Below are 19,087 nucleotides of genomic sequence, written 5' to 3'. Positions count from 1 at the left end.
GACCGCCGACCGCCGACCGCCGACCGCCGACCGCCGGACCGTCATGGCGTCCCGTCGCCGTCCGGGCCGGAGCGGGCGGCGGCCACCGCGCCGGGCAGGCCGGCCGCGGTGACGCGGCGGACGCCCTGTTCCGCGTCCCCGCCCCCCGTCCGTACCGCCACGCGGTAGCCGTCGTCCGTGGCCAGGACGTCCACCCACCGCCCGCCGGGATGCCCGCAGCGCCGCTCGCACCCCGACCAGTAGACCGGCAGGTCCCCGGTGCCGCCAGGGCGCGTGCCGGTGAGCGCGGCGGTCGCGTCGGCGCGCACGTCGGCGCGCGACTTGGCGCAGCCCGGGCGCCCGGCGCAGGCGCCCGCGCCGTACCAGGGGGAGGCGGCGGAGACCACCAGGCCCGCGTCCGCGAGCCCGGCGAGCCGGGCGGCGGCCGCGTCCGCGTCGGCGAGGCCGGGGACGACGACGCCCCGCCAGGGCGTCACGCGCAGTTCGCCGGAGCCGGCCTCGGCGGCGGCGACGAGCAGCCGCCACTGACCGGCGGTCAGCCGGCCCAGGGGAGCGGCCACGGAGAGGGCGGTACGGCCGTCGGGACCGGACACCGGCCCCGGTGGCGGGGCGGCGGAACGGCCGGTGGGGACGGCGGTCACTTCGGCGTCGGCGAGGCGGGCGGCCAGGGCCGTGACGTCCGGGCGGCGGCCGGCGGGGAGTTCCGTCACCCGCCACGCGGACCCGCCGTGCGCGGCGAGGAAGTGACGGGCCGCGACGACGGCCGCGCGGGGCGCGTCGGCGGCCGGGACGCGCAGGCCCGGGCCCTCGGCGGCGTAACAGAGCACGGCCGTCCGGCCGTCCGGCTCTGCGATCAATGTCACATCGGGGGTGAGGGCGGCGATGTCGCCGCGGCCGTCGTCGAGACCGAAGAGGAAACGGCCCGAGAGGGCGGTCACTTCGTCGTCCGCGCAGAGCAGGCGGTCCAGCTCGCGGGCCCAGGCGCCGACGTCCGCGTGTCCGGTGCCGTCCAGGCCGTGCAGGGGGGACGCGGCGATGTTCCGCACGCGCTCGTGGCGGTCGGAGGGGAGGAGGCCGGTGGCGCGGAGCCGGCCGCCGAGCTCGCCTCCGGAGCCGGCGGGCAGGGCGCGGAGCTGGATGTTGCCGCGGGAGGTGAGGTCGAGGTTGCCGTCGCCCAACTCGACCGCCAGTGTGGCGAGTTCCATCGCCTGACGGACCGTCAGGAGCCCGGCCGGGAGGCGGACGCGGGCCAGTGCGCCGTCGTCGGCGGCGTGCAGGCGGAGGGCGCCGGGGCAGGCGTCACCGCGGGCGCGGGGCCGGTCGCTGCCGGGGGGTGTGGGGGTGACGGGCATGGCGGCGAGCATACCGACGGGGTCGGGGGGTGGGTTTGCCCCGGTCCCGCCCTTTCACCGTTTCTTCGAGGAGTACCCCGCGCCCCCGAGCGCGCCTGCGGCGCGCGTCCTCAAACGCCGGACGGGCTGATACAGCCCGTCCGGCGTTTGAGGACAACCGCGCGGAGCGCGGTTTCGGGGGTGCGGGGGCGCAGCCCCTGCAAGAAACGGTGAAATGGGGGTCCCCCCTCTGGGGGAGGGACCGGGGTGAAACTCCCCCCTCGGCCCCGAACCCGCAGGTCGCTACTATGGCTGATCGGCGGAGCCATCCGCCGACGCCAGCGACGGCGCCAGGGGAGGAAGCCGGTGGAACTCCGGCACGGTCCCGCCACTGTGAGCACGGCAGCAGCACAACGCACCACGCCGCCGAGCGAGTCAGGAACTCCCGCCGTCCTCCCAACCGCCCGGGGCGCGGACCCCGAGGAAGGCCGTGCCGTGATCCTTCTGCTGTCGACCTCCGACACCGACCTGCTCAGCGCCCGCGCTGCCGCCGCCCAGGGCAGCCCGGTCCCGTACCGGCTCGCCAACCCCGCCCGGCTGCCGCTGGACACCCTCCCGGAGCTGCTGGAAGGCGTCGACCTCGTCGTCGTCCGCCTCCTCGGCGGCGTCCGCGCCTGGCAGGAAGGGCTCGACCGGCTCCTGGCGGCGGAGAAGCCCGTCGTCGTCCTCACCGGCGAACAGGCGCCCGACGCGCAGCTGATGGAGCACTCCACCGTGCCGATCGGGATCGCCGCCGAGGCGCACGCCTACCTCGCCCACGGCGGGCCCGCCAACCTCGAACAGCTCGCGCGCTTCCTCTCCGACACCGTGCTGCTCACCGGCCACGGCTTCGAGCCCCCGGCCGCCGCCCCCACCTGGGGTGCGCTGGAGCGCACGCCCAAGCCGGGGGCGAGCGGGCCGACGGTCGCCGTGCTCTACTACCGCGCCCACCACATGAGCGGCAACACCGCCTTCGTGGAGGCCCTCTGCGGCGCGATCGAGGACGCGGGCGGCCGCGCGCTGCCGCTGTTCGTCGCCTCGCTGCGGGCTCCCGAGCCCGAGCTCGTCGAGGCGCTGGGCGCGGCCGACGCCGTCGTCACCACGGTCCTCGCGGCCGGCGGCACCAAGCCCGCCGCCGCGTCCGCCGGGGGCGACGACGAGTCGTGGGACGCCGGGGCGCTGGCCGCGCTCGACGTGCCCGTTCTCCAGGCGCTCTGTCTGACCGGGCCGCGCAGCGCCTGGGAGGAGAACGACGAGGGGCTCTCGCCGCTGGACGCCGCCACCCAGGTCGCCGTCCCGGAGTTCGACGGCCGCATCATCACCGTCCCGTTCTCCTTCAAGGAGGTGGACGAGGACGGCCTGCCGGCGTACGTCGCCGACCTGGAGCGCGCCGCCCGCGTCGCCGGGATCGCCGTCAAGCACGCCCGGCTGCGGCACGTCCCCGCCGCCGAGAAGCGGATCGCGCTCGTCCTCTCCGCGTACCCCACCAAGCACTCCCGCATCGGCAACGCCGTCGGCCTCGACACCCCCGCCAGCGCCGTCGCCCTGCTGCGCCGGCTCCGCGAGGAGGGGTACGACTTCGGTGACGAGCCCGTCCCCGGGCTGGAGTCCGGCGACGGCGACGAGCTGATCTACGCCCTGATCGAGGCCGGCGGCCACGACCAGGAGTGGCTCACCGAGGAGCAGCTCGCCCGCAACCCCGTCCGCATCCCGGCCGCCGACTACAAGCGCTGGTACGACCGGCTCCCGGCCGAGCTGCGCGAAGCCGTCGAGGAGCACTGGGGTCCGGCGCCCGGTGAGATGTTCCTGGACCGCAGCCGCAACCCCGAGGGCGACATCGTGCTCGCCGCCCTCCGCCGCGGCAACCTGCTGATCCTCATCCAGCCGCCGCGCGGCTTCGGCGAGAACCCCATCGCCATCTACCACGACCCGGACCTGCCGCCGTCGCACCACTACCTCGCCGCCTACCGGTGGATCGCCGCGTCCCGCGAGGACGGCGGCTTCGGCGCCGACGCCATGGTCCACCTCGGCAAGCACGGCAACCTGGAGTGGCTGCCCGGCAAGAACGCCGGCCTGTCCGCCGCCTGCGGCCCCGACGCGGCCCTCGGCGACCTCCCGCTCGTCTACCCCTTCCTCGTCAACGACCCCGGCGAGGGCACCCAGGCCAAGCGCCGCGCCCACGCCACGCTCGTCGACCACCTCGTCCCGCCGATGGCCCGCGCCGAGTCGTACGGCGACATCACGCGCCTGGAGCAACTGCTCGACGAGTACGCGCAGATCTCCGCCATGGACCCGGCCAAGCTCCCGGCGATCCGCGCCCAGATCTGGACGCTGATCCAGGCCGCCAAGCTCGACCACGACCTCGGCATGCAGGACCGGCCCGACGACGACGGCTTCGACGACTTCCTGCTGCACGTCGACGGCTGGCTGTGCGAGGTCAAGGACGCCCAGATCCGCGACGGCCTGCACGTCCTCGGCGGCGCCCCCACCGGCCCCGAGCGCGTCAACCTCGTCCTGTCCATCCTGCGCGCCCGGCAGATCTGGGGCGGCACCTCCGCCCTGCCCGGCCTCCGCGAGGCCCTCGGCCTGGACGAGTCCGCCGCCACCCGCACCACCGCCGACGAGGCCGAGGAGCGCGCCCGCGCCCTCGTCGAGGCCATGGAGGACGCGGGCTGGGACCCCGAGGCCGTGGCCGGCGTCTGCGCCGGACTCCCGGACGGGCAGCGCGACGGCGTCGCCGCCATCCTCGCCTTCGCGGCCCGCGAGGTCGTCCCGCGCCTCGCCGCCACCACCGACGAGCTCGACCACGCGGTGCACGCCCTCGCCGGCGGCTTCGTCCCGGCCGGCCCGTCCGGCTCGCCGCTCCGCGGTCTCGTCAACGTCCTGCCGACCGGCCGCAACTTCTACTCCGTCGACCCCAAAGCCGTCCCCAGCCGGCTCGCCTGGGAGACCGGCCAGGCCCTCGCCGACTCCCTCCTGGAGCGCTACCGCGCCGACAACGGCGACTGGCCCACGTCCGTCGGCCTCTCCCTGTGGGGGACGAGCGCGATGCGCACCGCCGGTGACGACGTCGCCGAGGCGCTGGCGCTGCTGGGCGTCCGTCCGGTGTGGGACGAGGCGTCGCGACGCGTGACGGGACTCGAAGCCGTCGCCCTGGAGGAGCTGGGCCGGCCGCGCATCGACGTCACCCTGCGCATCAGCGGCTTCTTCCGCGACGCCTTCCCGCACGTCATCGGCCTTCTCGACGACGCGGTACGGCTCGTGGCCGCCCTCGACGAGCCCGCCGAGCTCAACTTCGTCCGGGCCCACGCCCAGGCCGACCTCGCCGAGCACGGCGACGAACGCCGCGCCACCACCCGTATCTTCGGCTCCCGCCCCGGCACCTACGGCGCCGGCCTGCTCCAGCTCATCGACAGCCGCGACTGGCGCACCGACGCCGACCTCGCCGAGGTCTACACCGTGTGGGGCGGCTACGCCTACGGCCGCGGCCTGGAGGGCCGGCCGGCCCGCGCGGACATGGAGAGCGCCTACCAGCGGATCGCCGTCGCCGCGAAGAACACCGACACCCGCGAGCACGACATCGCCGACTCGGACGACTACTTCCAGTACCACGGCGGCATGGTGGCCACGGTGAAGGCGCTGCGCGGCAAGGCGCCGGAGGCGTACATCGGCGACTCCACGCGGCCGGAGACCATCCGCACCCGCACCCTCGTCGAGGAGACCTCGCGCGTCTTCCGCGCCCGGGTCGTCAACCCCCGCTGGATCGAGGCGATGCGCCGCCACGGCTACAAGGGCGCCTTCGAACTCGCCGCCACCGTCGACTACCTGTTCGGCTACGACGCCACCACCGGCGTCGTCCCCGACTGGATGTACGACAAGCTCACCCAGGCGTACGTCCTCGACCCCGAGAACCGCGCCTTCCTCCAGGAGGCCAACCCCTGGGCGCTGCACGGCATCGCCGAGCGGCTGCTGGAGGCCGAGAGCCGCGGCATGTGGGCCAAGCCCGACGCCGAGACGCTGGCCGCCCTGCGCCAGGTGTTCCTGGAGACGGAGGGCGAGCTGGAGGGCGGGGCGGACGAGGAGTAGTCCCGACGTCCGCGAAGGTCCCCCGGGACGACAGTGCGCCCCGGGGGCCTTCGCGGTCGGGCTCCCTCATCTCGCGCCGCTGTGACGCCCGTTACATCTACAGTCCCTTCATGGACGGAAAGAGGGAGCGGCACGACCCGGCGCTGGGCGTCACCTTCACCCGGCTGGCCGGCGAGCCGTTATGGAAGCGGCTGCTCGACGAGGGGCGGACGCGCCGGCACCGGGCCGGTGAGACGCTGCTGCGCCAGGGCGACACGGGGACGCACGTACTCGCCCTGGTCGAGGGCGTGGTCAAGGTGACCCGGGTGGAACGCGACGGCACCATACGGGTGTTGGCGTTCCGGGGTGCCGGTGACGTGGTGGGCGAGGCCGCGGTGCTGGAGGAGAGCGAGCGGCGGCTGGCGTCCGTGTCGGCCATAGGGGACGTCACCGTCGTCGTGGTGGAGGGGCGGCGGTTCCGGGCCTTCGTCGAGCGGCACGACCTGTCGCCGGTCCTCACCCGGCACGCCCTCACCCGGCTGCGGCAGTCCGACCGCGCCCGCGGGGGCTGCTGTTCACGGGAGCGGGTCGCCCACGCGCTGCTCGCCCTCGCCGAGGCGGCGTACGGCGAGCGGACCGGCGACGGGGCGCACCTGTCGGTCACCCGCACCGAACTCGCCCAGTACCTCGGGGTGTCCCGCAACACCGTCAGCACGGCCCTGGGCGAGATCGGCACCCGGGTGGTCACCGCCGAGCGCGGCGTTGTCGTCGTCCACGACCTCGACGCCCTGCGGGCGGCGGCCCCTGTGACGGACGGGCCGTACGCGGACGCGTGACGCTCGTCACGTTTCCTGTGCACTCATGGTGCACACCGAACCACGCGACTCCAGAAGGATCCGAGGCGAGCCCGGCACCCCTACCGGGGGGAATGGGGTGCCGGGTGCCACCCCGCGGATCGTTTCCGCACGACCTCACCACCGAGGAGTCGCCCCTATGTCCGTCACGGACACCCCCGCCACCGGCCCGGCCCCCTGGAGCGTCAGCCGCGACCTGCCGCCCTACCGGGGGATCCTCGCCGTGGACGCGAAGGACTTCACCGGCCGGCCCGCCGCCGAGCACGCGTCCCTCACCACCGTCATCCCCCAGCTCCTCGGGCAGGCGTTCGCCCGCTCGGGCCTGGAACAGCTCTGGCTGGAGCGGAAGTTCGCCAACAACACCGGCGACGGCTTCGCCATGGGCTTCGACCCCGTCGCCCTGCCCCGGGTCATCCACCCCTTCCTGCACGAACTCCAGGAAGTCCTCACCGACTACAACATCCACGCCACCGCGACCGGCCGCGTCCGGCTCCGGGCCAGCCTCCACGTCGGACCGCTGCCCGACTCCGGCGCCCCCGGCGACGGCAACGGCACCCCGCGCAACGACACCCACCGGCTGCTCGACTCCCGGCCCGTCCGCGCCATCCTCGCGGCCTCCAGCGAGAGCATCACCCAGGTCGCCGCGATCCTCTCGCAGCGCGTCTTCGAGGACGCGGTCCTCTCCGGCTACACCCGCCGCCACCCGGACCAGTTCATCGAGGTGCCGGCCACCGTCGCCGGCAAGAACTTTCAGCAACTCGCCTGGCTGTACGTGCCCGCGCCCTCCGGCAACCTCTACGACCGCCGGATCCTCGGCGAACGGCCGGAGGCCGAGGAGCCGGCGCCCGCGACCGCGCCCGTACCCGAGCGGCGCGACCGGCCCGCACCCGCCGCACACCGCGGCACCACCACCATCAACAGCCAGGGCAACCGCGGCTTCCTCAACAACGGCTCGGTGGAGGGCGGCCAGCACGTCTCCTTCGGCGCCGACCCGCGGGACGACGCACGGGGAGCGGGCCGGTGAGCGAATCCGTCCTCGTCGACGAGCCGGAGGCGCCCGCCTCCGACGCCGCACCGCCGCAAGGCGGCCCCGAGCCCGCTACCGGCCCCGACCCCGCCCCCGACCTCGGCGAGCAGGCGGCCGAGGAGTTCGGCCGCCGCTTCCAGGTCGTCAACATCTGGGACAACCGCGGCTTCCTGAACATCTCCGACCTGGTCCGCGGCGGCCAGCACTACGACGCCGCCGGCGACGGCGAGCCGGCAGCCCCGCGCGGCGACGGCGTCGAGCCGCGCGAAGGCGACATCCCCGCCGAGCGGACCGCCCTCGCCCTGGAGGGCTTCGCCGAGCCCGCCTGGTTCGCGGACGCCCTCGGCCGGCTGCGCGACGACCGCCTCCTCTTCCTCGCCGGACAGGACGGCACCGGCCGCCGCACCGCCGCCCTCAACCTCCTCCACCGGCAGACCGGTTGCTTCGCGCTCCGGGCCCTCGACTCCGACACCGACCTCACCACCTGGGCCCCCGGCGCCGCCCCGGCCCGCGGCTACCTCGCCGACGGGCTCCTCGAACCGCGGCTCACCGCACTCGACACCATCGCCCTGGACGGACTCCGCGCCCGGCTCGAACGGGCCGACGCCCGCATGGTCGTCGTCATCCCCTGCACCCCGGCCGTCCTGGCGCACCTCGGCGACACCCTGCACACCCCGCCGGTCCGGGCCCTGCCGCCGGAGCCGCGCGCCGTCCTCGACGCCCGGCTGGCCGCCGTCCTCGACGGCCCGGCCGACGTCGCCCCCGCGCTCGCCGCCCTGCCGCCCGGGCTGCTCGACGAGACCCTGCAGCCCGGCCTGCGCCCCGCCCAGGTCGTCGAGATCGCCGCCGAGATCGTCCGGGTGGTCCGGCGGGGCGCGGACCCGGAGATCGTCCGCGAGCACCTGAGCTTCCACGCGGCCGGCCGGGCCCCGAGGCTGCTCGACGCGCTGCGCGACAGCCCGGAGGACCTCGCCCTGCTGCTCGCCGCCTGCGTCTTCGAGCACTTCGACCAGACGCTGGTCGAGGAGGAGGCCGGGCGCCTGCTGCGGATCGCCGGCGGGCGGCTCGGCGGCCCCGCCCCCGACCCGGACGCGGACGCGGAGGAGGCGCCGCGGGCCGTCTTCCGCCGGTCCCGCACCGAACGGCTGGAGGCGATCGGCGCGTACGTGGCCCCCGCCGAGGTGCACACCACCTCCGCCTACAGCTATCTCACCCGGCCCGTGGCGTTCACCCGGCACCTCCAGGGCCGCGCGGTCCTGGAGCACGTGTGGCGCGAACACCCCGAGGCGGCCGAGCTGTTGGTGGAGTGGCTCGGCACCACGCCGTCGGAGCACGGGCGCGGCGACCGCGCCGGGTTCGTCCTGGGCCAGTGTGCCCAGTGGAGCTCCGGGCGCCGGGCCCTCGGCCCGGTCGAGGACCTGGCCGCGTCCGCCCGGCCCGCGGACTGGCGGCTGGCCGCCCGCGCCCTCGGCGCCGCCTCCACCGACCCCGTGCTCGCCACCGCCGTCAAGGCCCGGCTGCGCGGCTGGAGCCGGCAGGCGTCGGTCTCCCGGCGCTGCACGGTCGCGCTCGCCTGCGCCACCGAGTTCGGGCTGGCCCGCCCCGGGACCGCGCTCACCCTGTTGCGGACCGTCTGTGACGGGCCGCGCGACGGGACGGGAGCCGTCGCCTCCGCCGTCCGCCGGGCGCTGCTCTCCCTGTTCGCCGAACCGGCCGGCCGGGCCGCCCTGCTCGACGGGCTGGTGTCCTGGTGCCGCGCCGGCGACGCCACCCGGCAGGCCGCCTGCACCGCCACCGCGCAGCTGCTGCGCACCGCCGCCGCGGCGCGCGAGCCCGCCGAGTGGTGGACCCGCCACCTGCTCGGCACCCGGGACGGCGGCCGCCCCGGCGAGGACCCGCCCGGCCTGGAACTGATCCGGTGCGCGCTCGCCGAACCCGGCACCTTCCCCGCCGTGCGCGCCGCGCTCCTGGACTGGCAGCGCCGCGCGGCCGACGACCCCCGCCGCGCCCCCTTCGTCGAGCGCCTCGCCGACCGGCTGGGCGCCGCGCCGCGCGGCGGCGCGCTGCGGCTGCTCACCGCGTTCGAGGCGGCCCGGCCGGCCCCCGGCGGCCGGCGGGCGGCCGAGGCACTGGCCGCCTGGCGCCAGGCCCTCTGACACTTCGGAACACCAGCAGGAGAGAGACCGGCATGACCCTCACCCCGTACCCGGCCACCGTGACGGACACCCCGCCGTGGCGCCGGGGGACCCGCAGCCCCTTCGGGGAGCTCCTCCGCTTCCGCCTCGCGCAGCCCGGCCAACAGGCCCTGGTGCTGCTGGACGGCGAGGGCGGGACCATCTGCGAGCCCGGTGGGCGCGGCTCGTTCGTCCGCGCCGCGTTCGGCGGCTACCGCGAGACGTACCTCGTCGACACCGCGCCCCGCGCCGGCACCTGGGCACTGCCGCCGGGCTGCGCGCCCGCGGCCCTCCAGGTCGCCTGGTGGGTCGCCGACCCGGCCCGCGCGGTGCTCGGCGGCGGCCCGCCGGAGGGCTGCTGGGCGGCCGTCGTCGGCCACTTGGACCGGCGGTTCCAGACCCTGGCCGCCCGCGCCGAGACCGCCGCCGAGCAGGCGTCGGCCCAGCACCTCCTCGAACTGCTCGCCCAGCCGCAGCCGGTGGACGCCACCGGGCTGGCCTGCTGCCTCGCCGCCGCCCAGCCCGCCGCCGAGCCGCCGCGCCCGGCGGACAAGGGCGCCCCGCCGTTGCTGTGGTCGCCGCAGCGGCGCGAGGAGTACGAGTTCTACCTCCAGGCCGTCCGCACCGGCCCCGACGCGCTGGCCGCGCTCTGGCTGCTGCACCGACCCGAGGAGGTGCGGCAGGTCCTGGAGTGGGTGACCGCGCACCCGCCGTCCGGCGACCGGCCCGGCGCGGACGGACGGGACGTCACCCTCGCGCTCCTCGACGGCCTCGCCCCCGAGGAGCGCGAGCAGCTCGCCAAGGCCGTCACCGAGCGCGTGCACGCCATGGCGGCCCCGGAGCCGCCGTCGTGGGCGCCCGGAGCGTAAATCCGTTGTCGGTGCCGGGCCGTAGGGTGTTACCTCGAGCACCAGCACTGACAGAAAGCACGAGTGGCACCGAATGAAGCGCAAGCACGGCATCGCCATGACCGCCGTCGGCATGGCGGCGGTCCTGGGACTCTCCGCCTGTGGCAGCGACAGCAAGGACGACAAGGGGGACAAGAAGCCCGCCAAGGCGGCCGATTCCGCGCCCGCGAAGGACGCGGCGTCCGGCAACGGCGTGGAGAAGCTGTCCGGCAAGGAGATATCGGACAAGGCCAAGACGGAGCTGAGGAACGCGGGCTCGCTCCGCTTCAAGGCGTCCGGCAGCAAGAACGGCGAGCAGATGAAGGTCGACCTCGCCATGGACAAGCAGGGCAACTGCGCGGGCACCATCGCCACCCCCACCACCGGATCCGCCGAGGTGATCAAACTCGGTGACAAGGTGTGGCTGAAGGCCGACGAGAAGCTGTGGGCGTCGAAGGCCAACCCGCAGGCGGCCGAGCTGTTCAAGGGCCGCTACGTCTCCGGTCCCACCAGCGACCCCAACCTCCGCGGCATGACGAGGGCGTGCAACCTGGCGGCGATGCAGGCGCAGATGGGCCAGGACGACGGCGGCACGGAGACCATCACCAAGGGGGCGGTCACCACCGTCGACGGGCAGCAGGCCGTCCCGATCAGCGCCAAGGGCACCACCATCAGCGTCGCCACCACCGGCAAGCCCTACCCGCTGAAGATCGAGGACTCCAAGGACGGTAGCGTCACCACCCTGACGGACTGGGACAAGCCGGTCGCGGCCAAGGCGCCGCCGGCCGACCAGACGATCGACATCACCAAGCTCAAGCAGTCCAAGCAGCAGGGGCTGTGACCGGCGCCGGCTTAGCCCGCCCCCGGGCGGGGAGACCGAGGGCACCGGGACGCGCTCCCGGTGCCCGCCACGCGCTCCCTGACGCCCCCGCGGTGCTCCCCGCTCCCGCAACTCCCGTTTTGAGCCGACCGCCTGTGGGTCACTAGGATCTTCGGATGATCATCACAAGACGGCTGGCGGCGGGCGCCTGCGCTCTGCTCGCCGCACTGGCCGGAGGTGTCGTGCCGGCGCAGGCCGCCGACGGGCCCTCCAAGGATTCCCCGAAGGTCGAGCTCGTACTCGACGTCAGCGGTTCGATGCGGGCCCGCGACATCGACGGCCAGTCCCGCATGGCCGCCGCCCAGCAGGCGTTCAACGAGGTCATCGACGCCACCCCGGAGGGCGTGCGGCTCGGCATCCGTACGCTCGGCGCCCACTACCCCGGGGACGACAAGGCGATCGGCTGCCGCGACAGCAAGCAGGAGTACCGCGTCGGCCAGGTCGACCGGACCGAGGCCAAGGCGGCCGTCGCCACCCTGCGCCCCACCGGCTGGACGCCCATCGGCTACGCCCTGCGCGGCGCCGACCAGGACCTCGGCGAGGACGGCGGCACCCGCCGCATCGTCCTCATCACCGACGGCGAGGACTCCTGCGGCCAGCCCGACCCGTGTGACGTGGCGCGCGAACTCGCCGCCAAGGGCACGCACCTGACCATCGACACGCTCGGCCTGGCGCACGACGACAAGACCCGCGAGCAGCTCACCTGCATCGCCGAGGCCACCGGCGGCACGTACACCACCGTGCGGCACACCAAGGAGCTGTCAGGCCGCATCAAGCAGCTCGTCCGCCGCTCCGAGACCCCCGTCGACGACACGCCCAAGCCCACGAAGGGCGCGGACGCCTGCTCCGCGGCGCCCGAGATCGGCGCCGGTGTGTGGACCGACCGCGAGACCTTCGGCGAGCACCGCTGGTACAAGGTCAAGGTCAAGCCCGGCCAGGAGCTGCGCGCCGCCGCGAGCGTCGGCGCCGACCGGCCCGTCGACCGCGACTACGGCATCCTCGTCAGAGCCGTCGGCGACGGCGGCCAGGAGCTCGTCCGCGGCTCCGACGCCGGCAACGGGCGCACCGACGTGATGTCCTCCGGCCTGCGCTACCCCGTGAGCAAGGGCAAGAAGGACTCCAAGGACGACGCCGACGCGCGCACGGTCTGCCTGGAGGTCTCGCACTCCTTCTCCGCGCCGGCCTCCGTCAAGCGCGACCCCGGCCTGCCCGTCGAGCTCGCCGTCGACCTGGTGAAGTCCCCGGACAAGCCGTCCGACATGGCCGCCTTCGGCCTCGGGCGGGGCTGGGTGCTGCTCGCCGTCCTCGTCGTCACCGGCCTGGTCGCCGGTCTGCTGTGGGGCTGGCTGGCCCGCTGGCGCGTCGCGATCTGGAGGGCCAACTGATGCGTGTCACAAGAGTCGCACGGACCCTGACCGCCGGGCTGCTCGCGGCCGGCGCGCTGTTCACCGTCTCCGGCGCGGCGGCGGCCGACGCCCCCGCCGGGACCAAGGGCCAGAACGGCGACCCGACCGAGGCGGGTACGTCGTTCCGTACCGCCACGGCCGTCAAGCAGGACCAGAAGGCCACCGCCGACGGTACGACCGGTGACTACCTCTACTGGCAGTTCCCGGCCGGAGCCGGCCAGCGGCCCACCGCCAAGGCGACGGTCAGGCTGCCGGAGGCGAGCGCCCGGCACGGCGCCGCCACCTGGCAGCTGGACGTCTTCGACGGCCTGCGCCGCCGCCAGGCCTGCGCCGAGGGGGAGCGGACGAAGCGGGTGTCCCAGCAGGACACCACCGTCACCCTCAGCTGCACCCTGCGCGTCGTCCGCCCGTACGCCGAGCGCTGGTCGAACGACCCGCTGCCCGGCGCGTACTACGTCCGTCTCACCGTCGCCGACGGGCCGGACCAGGACATGGGCCTGCCCGTGCACGCCGAGGTGGAGGCGACCGCCGAGGACGCCGGCGGCAAGTACGCCGAGGGCGGCGAGCTCGGTGCGCCGCTGCACGCCGGTGCCGTCGCCGAGCCGGAGGACGGCTGGAACGGCGGCTGGTGGTCGGACCGCTGGGTGTGGACCGTCGGCGGCGCCGTGCTCGGCGCGCTCGCGGCCATCGGCGGCTACACGCTGACGCGGCGCCCGCGCCGCGCGTAACGCGCCCGCGGGCCCCGGTCCCGGGCACGGAACGGCGGCACCACCGGAATCCCACCGGTGGTGCCGCCGTTCCGCCTGTCCCTGGAGCGGGCCGCCTCAGGAGAACCGCACCGACCGCAACTTGAGGCGCTCCCCGCCGTAACCGGTGTGCGGCCGCAGCCGGAACGAGTCACCCGAGCAGTCCGGCTCTGTGAAGACCTCGGCGTACTCGTCCGTCCGGTTGCGCGGCGAGTGGGCCGGCGAGCTGCTGCCCGGGTCGGCCACCTCCGGCAGCGTGACGCAGTCCAGGCTCGGCGGGTCCTCCAGGGCCGCGGTGTCGGGCCTGCCGTCCAAGCCGGTGTATGTGTACTCGAACCGGCCCTCGGCCGCGGCGGCCGACGTGGGCAGGGTGACGATCAGGGCCAGGGCACCCGCGGCGGCGGCCAGGGCGGCACGGAAGCGCATACGCGCGGTCCTCTCGGAGAAGGGCGACTGCGACGACGGGCTGTCGCTACCCCCGCGCCGATCCGCCCAGTCCGGGAGTCACCCGGACGAGTGGCGCCTCATCCGGGCCGGAATGTCCGCCGACTCCGGGGGCCCCGCGTCCTCACCCCGCCGGCGGCTCGCCGTGCACCGCGTCGACGTACAGGTCCAGCAGGTCCTCGGTGAAGTAGGAGCTGTAGGAGATGTCCGGGGTGTCACCGCCCGTGTGGTAGCCGCCGATCACGCCGATCAGCGTGTACCCGCCCGTCGCGCCGCGGATCAGGAACGGACCGCCCGAGGTGCCGCCGACGTACCCGGCACACGCGATCTCCAGGAAGTCGCCGGGGGCCTTGGGGTCCGTGCTCGTGTAACGGCGGGTGGTGGAGCGGCAGTCGAGGGGCTTGGGGTACTTGGCGTCGCTGTTGCCCGGGTAGCCGATCAGGCGGACGTCGGAGTGCCGGTAGCCGGGGTGGAAGGCGAGGTCGAAGCCGCCCGTCACGCGCTCGACCGGGATGCCGTCCGCGCGGTCGCCGAGCCGGACGACGGTGTAGTCCCAGCGGGCGCCGCCGTCCGTACCGAGGTCGTAGTAGCGCTGGTCGATGTAGATCGCCTCGACCGGGAAGACGCCGTGCGGCTTGAGCCCGTCGTGGTACTGCGGCACGAACGACAGCCGCCGCTTGGGGTCCGGGCGGCGCAGGCAGTGCGCCGCGCTCACCACCAGGTTGCGGTACGGGCTGCGGACCACCGTCCCGCCGCAGAACCGGCCCTGGCCCTGGCCGTCGGTCCAGAAGAAGGTGCCCACCTGGGGCAGTCCGTCGAAGGGGTGGCTCGGCGGGACGGGCGCCCTGCGGGCGTCGGGCGGGGCGGACGCGGCGCGGCGCGCGGCCTCGGCGGGGAGGGCGGAGGCCATCCGGTCGGCGGTCCAGTAGGCGTCGGCCGCGGCGGCCAGGGCGCGCTGCCCGGGGTCGGCGGCGGCGCGGCCGCCGGGGGAGAGGGCCGTGAGGCCGAGGAGGAGTGCTGCGAGAGCGGTTGCGGCGAGGGGTCTGCGCATGGGCGGGTTCCTCTCCGGTGCGCGGGGGCACATACGAGGTGAGCGTGTCATCCTCCACCCGGCGGGAGGGGTGTGGCGAGAGGCGGACGCGACAGGATTCACCAGGACGCCGGAGCGGGCCGCTGCCGGCTCTGCCGCCTGCCCAGGGGCTTTCTGACCTGCCATCAACCGACGGTTAAGTCCGTCATCCGCTCGTAATCCGGAACGGACTAGTGCTTCGCGTCCGCGCGTGACAGGATGCCCATCGCGACCCTTCAGGGCTTAACCGGCCGTGAGGCGGCCGTGCGAAACCAGGCACCTGGAACGGGGGGACACATGGCGGTCAGGGGGGACAGAGCGACGGGAGACACGGGCAGCCCACTGGCGGGGCGGCTCAACTACCTGTTCGCCAACATGCACCCGCCGGGTGCGCCGTACACCAACGCCCATGTCGCGGAGGAGATCAGCCGCGGCACGGAGGAGTACGGCGGGGTCACGCTCACCGAGCAGTACCTGTCGATGCTGCGCAACGGCAAGCGCGCCAACCCCAGCCCGGACGTGCTGCGGGCGCTGGCGAAGTTCTTCGCCGTGCCGGTCGGCTACCTGATGGGCGACCTGTCCGCGCCGCAGACCGCCCGGGTGGAGGAGGAGGTCCGCTTCCTCGTCGCGATGCGGGACCAGCGGGTACGGGCCATCGCCCTGCGCTCGGTGGGCTTGCCGCCCGAGGTCCAGGACAGCCTGACCACCATCATCTCCCAGTTCCGGCAGCAGATGAACCTGCCGTCGGACCCGCCCGCGGCGGGGGGTGAGGAGCGCCCGTGACCGTCGTGGCGGACGACCGGCTCTTCACCCACTGGCGGCGTACCGAGGATGAGGACGGTGCAGTCATGCGGGTGGGGCGGATTCGCCGACGGTGCAAGCAGCTCATCGCCGAGCTCGCGCTGCCGGCCTCCACCGATCTCCGCGGCCTGTGCGCCGTCGTCGCCCGCCGCGTGGGACGGCCGATCCACCTGGTGCCGATGAGCCTCGACGGCGTCGTCTCCGGGATGACCGCCACCACCGACGACGGCTACTGGGTCGTCTACGAGCTCAAGACCTCGCCCTGGCACCAGGTCCACATCGTGCTGCACGAGATAGGGCACCTGCTGCTCGGCCACGACCAGGACCCGGCCGTCACCGAAGACGCCCTCAAGGTGTGGACGCCGTCCGTCGACGTCGCCACCGCCATGCGCCGGATGGGGCTCACCATGGGCCTGGCCCGGCACCACTGCTACGACAACCTCACCGAGCGCGAGACCGAGATCCTCGGCACCCTCCTCATGGAGAAGGTCGTCCCGCCCCCGCCCGGCCAGGAGCAGCCCCTGGAGGGCCCGGCCGCCGAACTCGCCGCCTCCCTCGGCCCCGCGCTCCAGCACGTGCGCCGGACCCGGACCGACGACGGCGGCGCCGGTGGACCGGACGGCGGCACCGGCGGAGCGGACGGGGGCGGTGCCGGTGTTTGACGCCCTCTACCTCACCTTCTCCGCCGTCACCTGGGTCATCGTCGCCTACAAGGCCCGCGCCTGGTTCCGCGACCGCGGCAACACCGACCTGGGCCTGACCGCGCTGATGACCGCCGGCGTGCCCGTCGTCTTCCTGTTCTCCGCGCCGAGCGTCTACCGCGCCTTCGACAGGCTCACCGGCGTCGCCAACCTGGCGATGGTCTTCCTCTACTCGGCCGTCGTGCTGTTCGCCTCCGGCGCCACCGTGCTGCTGCTCCGCTGGACCAGCCGCGGCGACGCCGCCGCGCACACCCGCGCGGTCGCGCGGTCCCGGTTCGCGGTGGCCGCCGTGGCGGCGGCCTGGACGGCGGCGATCGTCTGCTTCGCCGTCGGCCGCCCGGACGCCGTCGAGCACCCCCGCGACTTCAGCACCGCCTACGCCGACGCCCCCGGCGTGGTCGCCTTCCTGGCGCTGTACCTGGCCATCTTCGGCACCAGCCTCGCCGGGCTCGGCGTCCTGTGCCCCCGCTACGCCGCCACCCTCGGCCCGTCCTGGCTCTCCAGGGGGCTGCGCACGCTCGCCGCGGGCTGCTGGCTGGGGCTGCTCTACTGCGCCTGCAAACTCGCCGGGTTCGTCCTCACCTGGGCCGGCCGCGACGTGTACTGGCTGTCCAACGGCGTGGCCCCGATGAGCGCGTCGGTGGCGGCCCTGCTCGTCCTGCTCGGCTTCTCGCTGCCCGCCGTCGGCCCCCGCGCCACCGCCTGGCGCCGGCTGCGCCGCCTCCACCCGCTCTGGGAAGAGGTCACCGCGCACGTCCCCGAGGTGACCATCGGCACCTCCCGCTGGGTCTCCCGCTGGCCGCTGGCCGACCTGGAGTGGCGGGCCAACCGGCAGATGGCCGAGATCCGCGACATCCAGCGCGGCGTCCGCCGCCATGTCGAGCCCGCCGCCCTGGAGATCGCCCACCGCAGGGCGGACGCCGCCGCGCTGGACGAGCGCCGGATCGCCGCCGTGGTGGAGGCCGCGGCCTTCCGCCGGGGCCTGGCCAACCAGGCGACCGGCCACGTCCCGGTCCCGCACGCCGACAGCGTGGTGGTGACCGTCAGTTCCGATCCGGCGGCCGAGCACGAGCACCTGGCGCTCGTCGCCGACGTCTTCCACGACCAGCTGGTCGACGCCGTGCTCAAGGAGTTACGGGAGACCAGTGCGGAGCGCCGTCCCCACTGAGGACGCGCGACCCACAGACGTGGCGGCCATGGACGGGGGTCACGGCCGCCCGCGGCGCGGGCCGGCGCCGGTGCCCGTACTCACGGGACCGATGCCGGCCCGCGCCGAACTCTTTCGACGGGAAAGGCGCACTCTTCCGACGAGCGCACTCTTCCGACGGGAAAGGTGAACTCTTCCGACGGGAAGGCGAGGGCCGGGAACCGCCGCCCGCCGCCACCCCCCTAGGGTCGACGGCATGCGACGACCCATCGACGTACGCCCCCTCATCGCCGACCCGCACGGCACCCTCGCCACCCTCCGGGAGACCGGCCCGGTCCACCGCGTCCAGGGCGCGGACGGCAACCCCGCCTGGCTGGTGACCCGTTACGAGGACGTCCGCCGGGCGCTCGCCGACCCGCGGCTCTCCCTCGACAAGCGCAACGCCACGCCCGGCAACTACGCCGGCCTCTCCCTGCCCCCGGCCCTCGACGCCAACCTGCTCAACATGGACCCCCCGGACCACACCCGCGTCCGCCGCCTGGTGGTCAAGGCGTTCACCCCCGGCCGGGTGGAGAAGCTGCGGGAGCCGGTGCGCCGCCTCGCCGACGGACTGCTCGACGCCGTCGAACCGGCGGGCTCCGCCGACCTGCTGGCCGCCTACGCCGGTCCGCTGCCCATCATGGTCATGTGCGACCTGCTGGGGATCCCGGAGGAGCGGCGGCTGGACTTCCGGGCCTGGACGGACGCCCTGATCACCCCCGACCCGGCCCGTCCGGAGGCGGCCCGCGAGGCGGTGGGAAGCATGATCCGCTTCTTCGCCGGCCTGCTCGCCGCCAAGCGCGCCGAGCCCGCGGACGATCTGCTGTCCGACCTGATCGCCGTCCGGGACGGCAGCGACCGCCTCTCCGAGGACGAACTGACCTCGCTCGCCTTCCTCCTGCTGTTCGCCGGCTACGAGAACACCGTCCACCTGATCGCCAACTCGGTGCTGGCCCTCCTGGACCACCCCGAGGAGCTCCGCACCCTGCGAAAGAATCCGGACGGACTCGCGGCGGCCGTGGAGGAGCTCAACCGCTGGGACGGCCCCGGCCCCCTGGCCATCCGCCGCTTCCCGCTGGAGGACGTCGAGATCGGCGGCGTCACCGTCCCGGCCGGCGAAACCGTGCTCCTCTCCCTGGCCTCCGCCAACCGCGACCCCGCCCGCTTCCCCGACCCCGACCGCCTTGACCTGCGGCGCAACACCTCCGGCTCACTGGCCCTGGGTCACGGCATCCACTACTGCCTGGGCGCCGCGCTCGGCCGCATGGAGACCGAGACCGCCCTGGCGGCCCTGCTCGAACGCTTCGAAAAACTGGAACTCGCCGTTCCGAGAGAGGAACTGAAGTGGCGTCCGTCCATTCGCGCGCGTGGCTTGATTTCGCTCCCCGTGCGCTGGTCGGCCACAAGCCGAACACGTTTTTGATGCATAACCCATCCTTGATGAGGTAGAACTGTCTTCGAGCCCGCCCGGTGTGCA

15 protein-coding genes and 1 riboswitch are annotated in these 19,087 nt (G+C 74.7%); of the genes, 12 read left to right on the top strand and 3 right to left on the bottom strand.

Features of this window, described 5'->3' with window-relative positions:
• Positions 1-41: 41 nt before the first annotated feature.
• The gene (locus K7I03_RS03295) at positions 42-1,364 is read right to left on the bottom strand and encodes a cobalamin biosynthesis protein CobG (protein ID WP_185942749.1); all 1,323 of its coding nucleotides are present in this window, start codon (positions 1,362-1,364) and stop codon (positions 42-44) included.
• A gap of 323 nt (positions 1,365-1,687) precedes the next feature.
• A riboswitch (cobalamin riboswitch) is annotated at positions 1,688-1,776 on the top strand.
• A 50-nt stretch (positions 1,777-1,826) separates the two neighbouring features.
• On the opposite strand from K7I03_RS03295, the gene cobN reads away from it, so the two are divergent.
• The 8 genes from cobN to K7I03_RS03255 all read left to right on the top strand — a co-directional run bounded on the left by cobN (position 1,827) and on the right by K7I03_RS03255 (position 13,391).
• Positions 1,827-5,456, top strand: a complete 3,630-nt coding sequence (gene cobN / locus K7I03_RS03290) for a cobaltochelatase subunit CobN (protein ID WP_185942750.1) — start codon at positions 1,827-1,829, stop codon at positions 5,454-5,456.
• 110 nt (positions 5,457-5,566) lie between these two features.
• Complete coding sequence (locus K7I03_RS03285; RefSeq protein ID WP_185942751.1) at positions 5,567-6,271, top strand: Crp/Fnr family transcriptional regulator; 705 nt, start codon at positions 5,567-5,569, stop codon at positions 6,269-6,271.
• 157 nt (positions 6,272-6,428) lie between these two features.
• The gene (locus K7I03_RS03280) at positions 6,429-7,313 is read left to right on the top strand and encodes a hypothetical protein (RefSeq protein WP_185942752.1); all 885 of its coding nucleotides are present in this window, start codon (positions 6,429-6,431) and stop codon (positions 7,311-7,313) included.
• Positions 7,310-9,472, top strand: coding sequence for a hypothetical protein (locus K7I03_RS03275; RefSeq protein ID WP_185942753.1), 2,163 nt, complete (start codon positions 7,310-7,312; stop codon positions 9,470-9,472). The genes K7I03_RS03280 and K7I03_RS03275 overlap by 4 nt, the downstream gene beginning before the upstream one ends.
• Positions 9,473-9,504: 32 nt before the next feature.
• Complete coding sequence (locus tag K7I03_RS03270; protein WP_185942754.1) at positions 9,505-10,359, top strand: hypothetical protein; 855 nt, start codon at positions 9,505-9,507, stop codon at positions 10,357-10,359.
• Between the two features lie 73 nt (positions 10,360-10,432).
• Positions 10,433-11,218, top strand: coding sequence for a hypothetical protein (locus tag K7I03_RS03265; RefSeq protein WP_185942755.1), 786 nt, complete (start codon positions 10,433-10,435; stop codon positions 11,216-11,218).
• A gap of 155 nt (positions 11,219-11,373) precedes the next feature.
• Positions 11,374-12,642, top strand: a complete 1,269-nt coding sequence (locus K7I03_RS03260; protein WP_185942756.1) for a VWA domain-containing protein — start codon at positions 11,374-11,376, stop codon at positions 12,640-12,642.
• Complete coding sequence (locus K7I03_RS03255) at positions 12,642-13,391, top strand: hypothetical protein (protein ID WP_185942757.1); 750 nt, start codon at positions 12,642-12,644, stop codon at positions 13,389-13,391. The genes K7I03_RS03260 and K7I03_RS03255 overlap by 1 nt, the downstream gene beginning before the upstream one ends.
• Positions 13,392-13,487: 96 nt before the next feature.
• On the opposite strand, the gene K7I03_RS03250 is transcribed toward K7I03_RS03255, so the two are convergent.
• Together K7I03_RS03250 and K7I03_RS03245 are read right to left on the bottom strand one after the other, a co-directional pair.
• Positions 13,488-13,835 carry a hypothetical protein gene (locus K7I03_RS03250; protein ID WP_185942758.1) on the bottom strand — a complete coding sequence of 116 codons (348 nt, stop codon included), beginning with the start codon at positions 13,833-13,835 and terminating at the stop codon, positions 13,488-13,490.
• Positions 13,836-13,977: 142 nt separating this feature from the next.
• On the bottom strand, positions 13,978-14,904 hold the full coding sequence (locus K7I03_RS03245) for a trypsin-like peptidase domain-containing protein (RefSeq protein ID WP_185942759.1): 927 nt from the start codon (positions 14,902-14,904) through the stop codon (positions 13,978-13,980).
• 315 nt (positions 14,905-15,219) lie between these two features.
• Between K7I03_RS03245 and K7I03_RS03240 the strand changes: the two genes are divergently transcribed.
• From K7I03_RS03240 to K7I03_RS03225, 4 genes are all read left to right on the top strand, one after another.
• Positions 15,220-15,705, top strand: a complete 486-nt coding sequence (locus K7I03_RS03240; protein ID WP_185942760.1) for a helix-turn-helix domain-containing protein — start codon at positions 15,220-15,222, stop codon at positions 15,703-15,705.
• Positions 15,702-16,385: a hypothetical protein gene (locus K7I03_RS03235; protein WP_224346844.1), complete on the top strand. Its 684-nt coding sequence runs from the start codon at positions 15,702-15,704 to the stop codon at positions 16,383-16,385. Before K7I03_RS03240 ends, K7I03_RS03235 begins: the two co-directional genes overlap by 4 nt.
• On the top strand, positions 16,378-17,592 hold the full coding sequence (locus K7I03_RS03230) for an MAB_1171c family putative transporter (protein ID WP_185942920.1): 1,215 nt from the start codon (positions 16,378-16,380) through the stop codon (positions 17,590-17,592). Before K7I03_RS03235 ends, K7I03_RS03230 begins: the two co-directional genes overlap by 8 nt.
• 235 nt (positions 17,593-17,827) lie before the next feature.
• Positions 17,828-19,033, top strand: a complete 1,206-nt coding sequence (locus K7I03_RS03225; RefSeq protein WP_185942761.1) for a cytochrome P450 family protein — start codon at positions 17,828-17,830, stop codon at positions 19,031-19,033.
• Positions 19,034-19,087: the final 54 nt, after the last annotated feature.

Source organism: Streptomyces mobaraensis (assembly GCF_020099395.1).
Taxonomy (GTDB): domain Bacteria; phylum Actinomycetota; class Actinomycetes; order Streptomycetales; family Streptomycetaceae; genus Streptomyces.
Note: the sequence above shows the minus strand (reverse complement) of the source record. Positions and strands in the feature narration are given on the sequence as shown.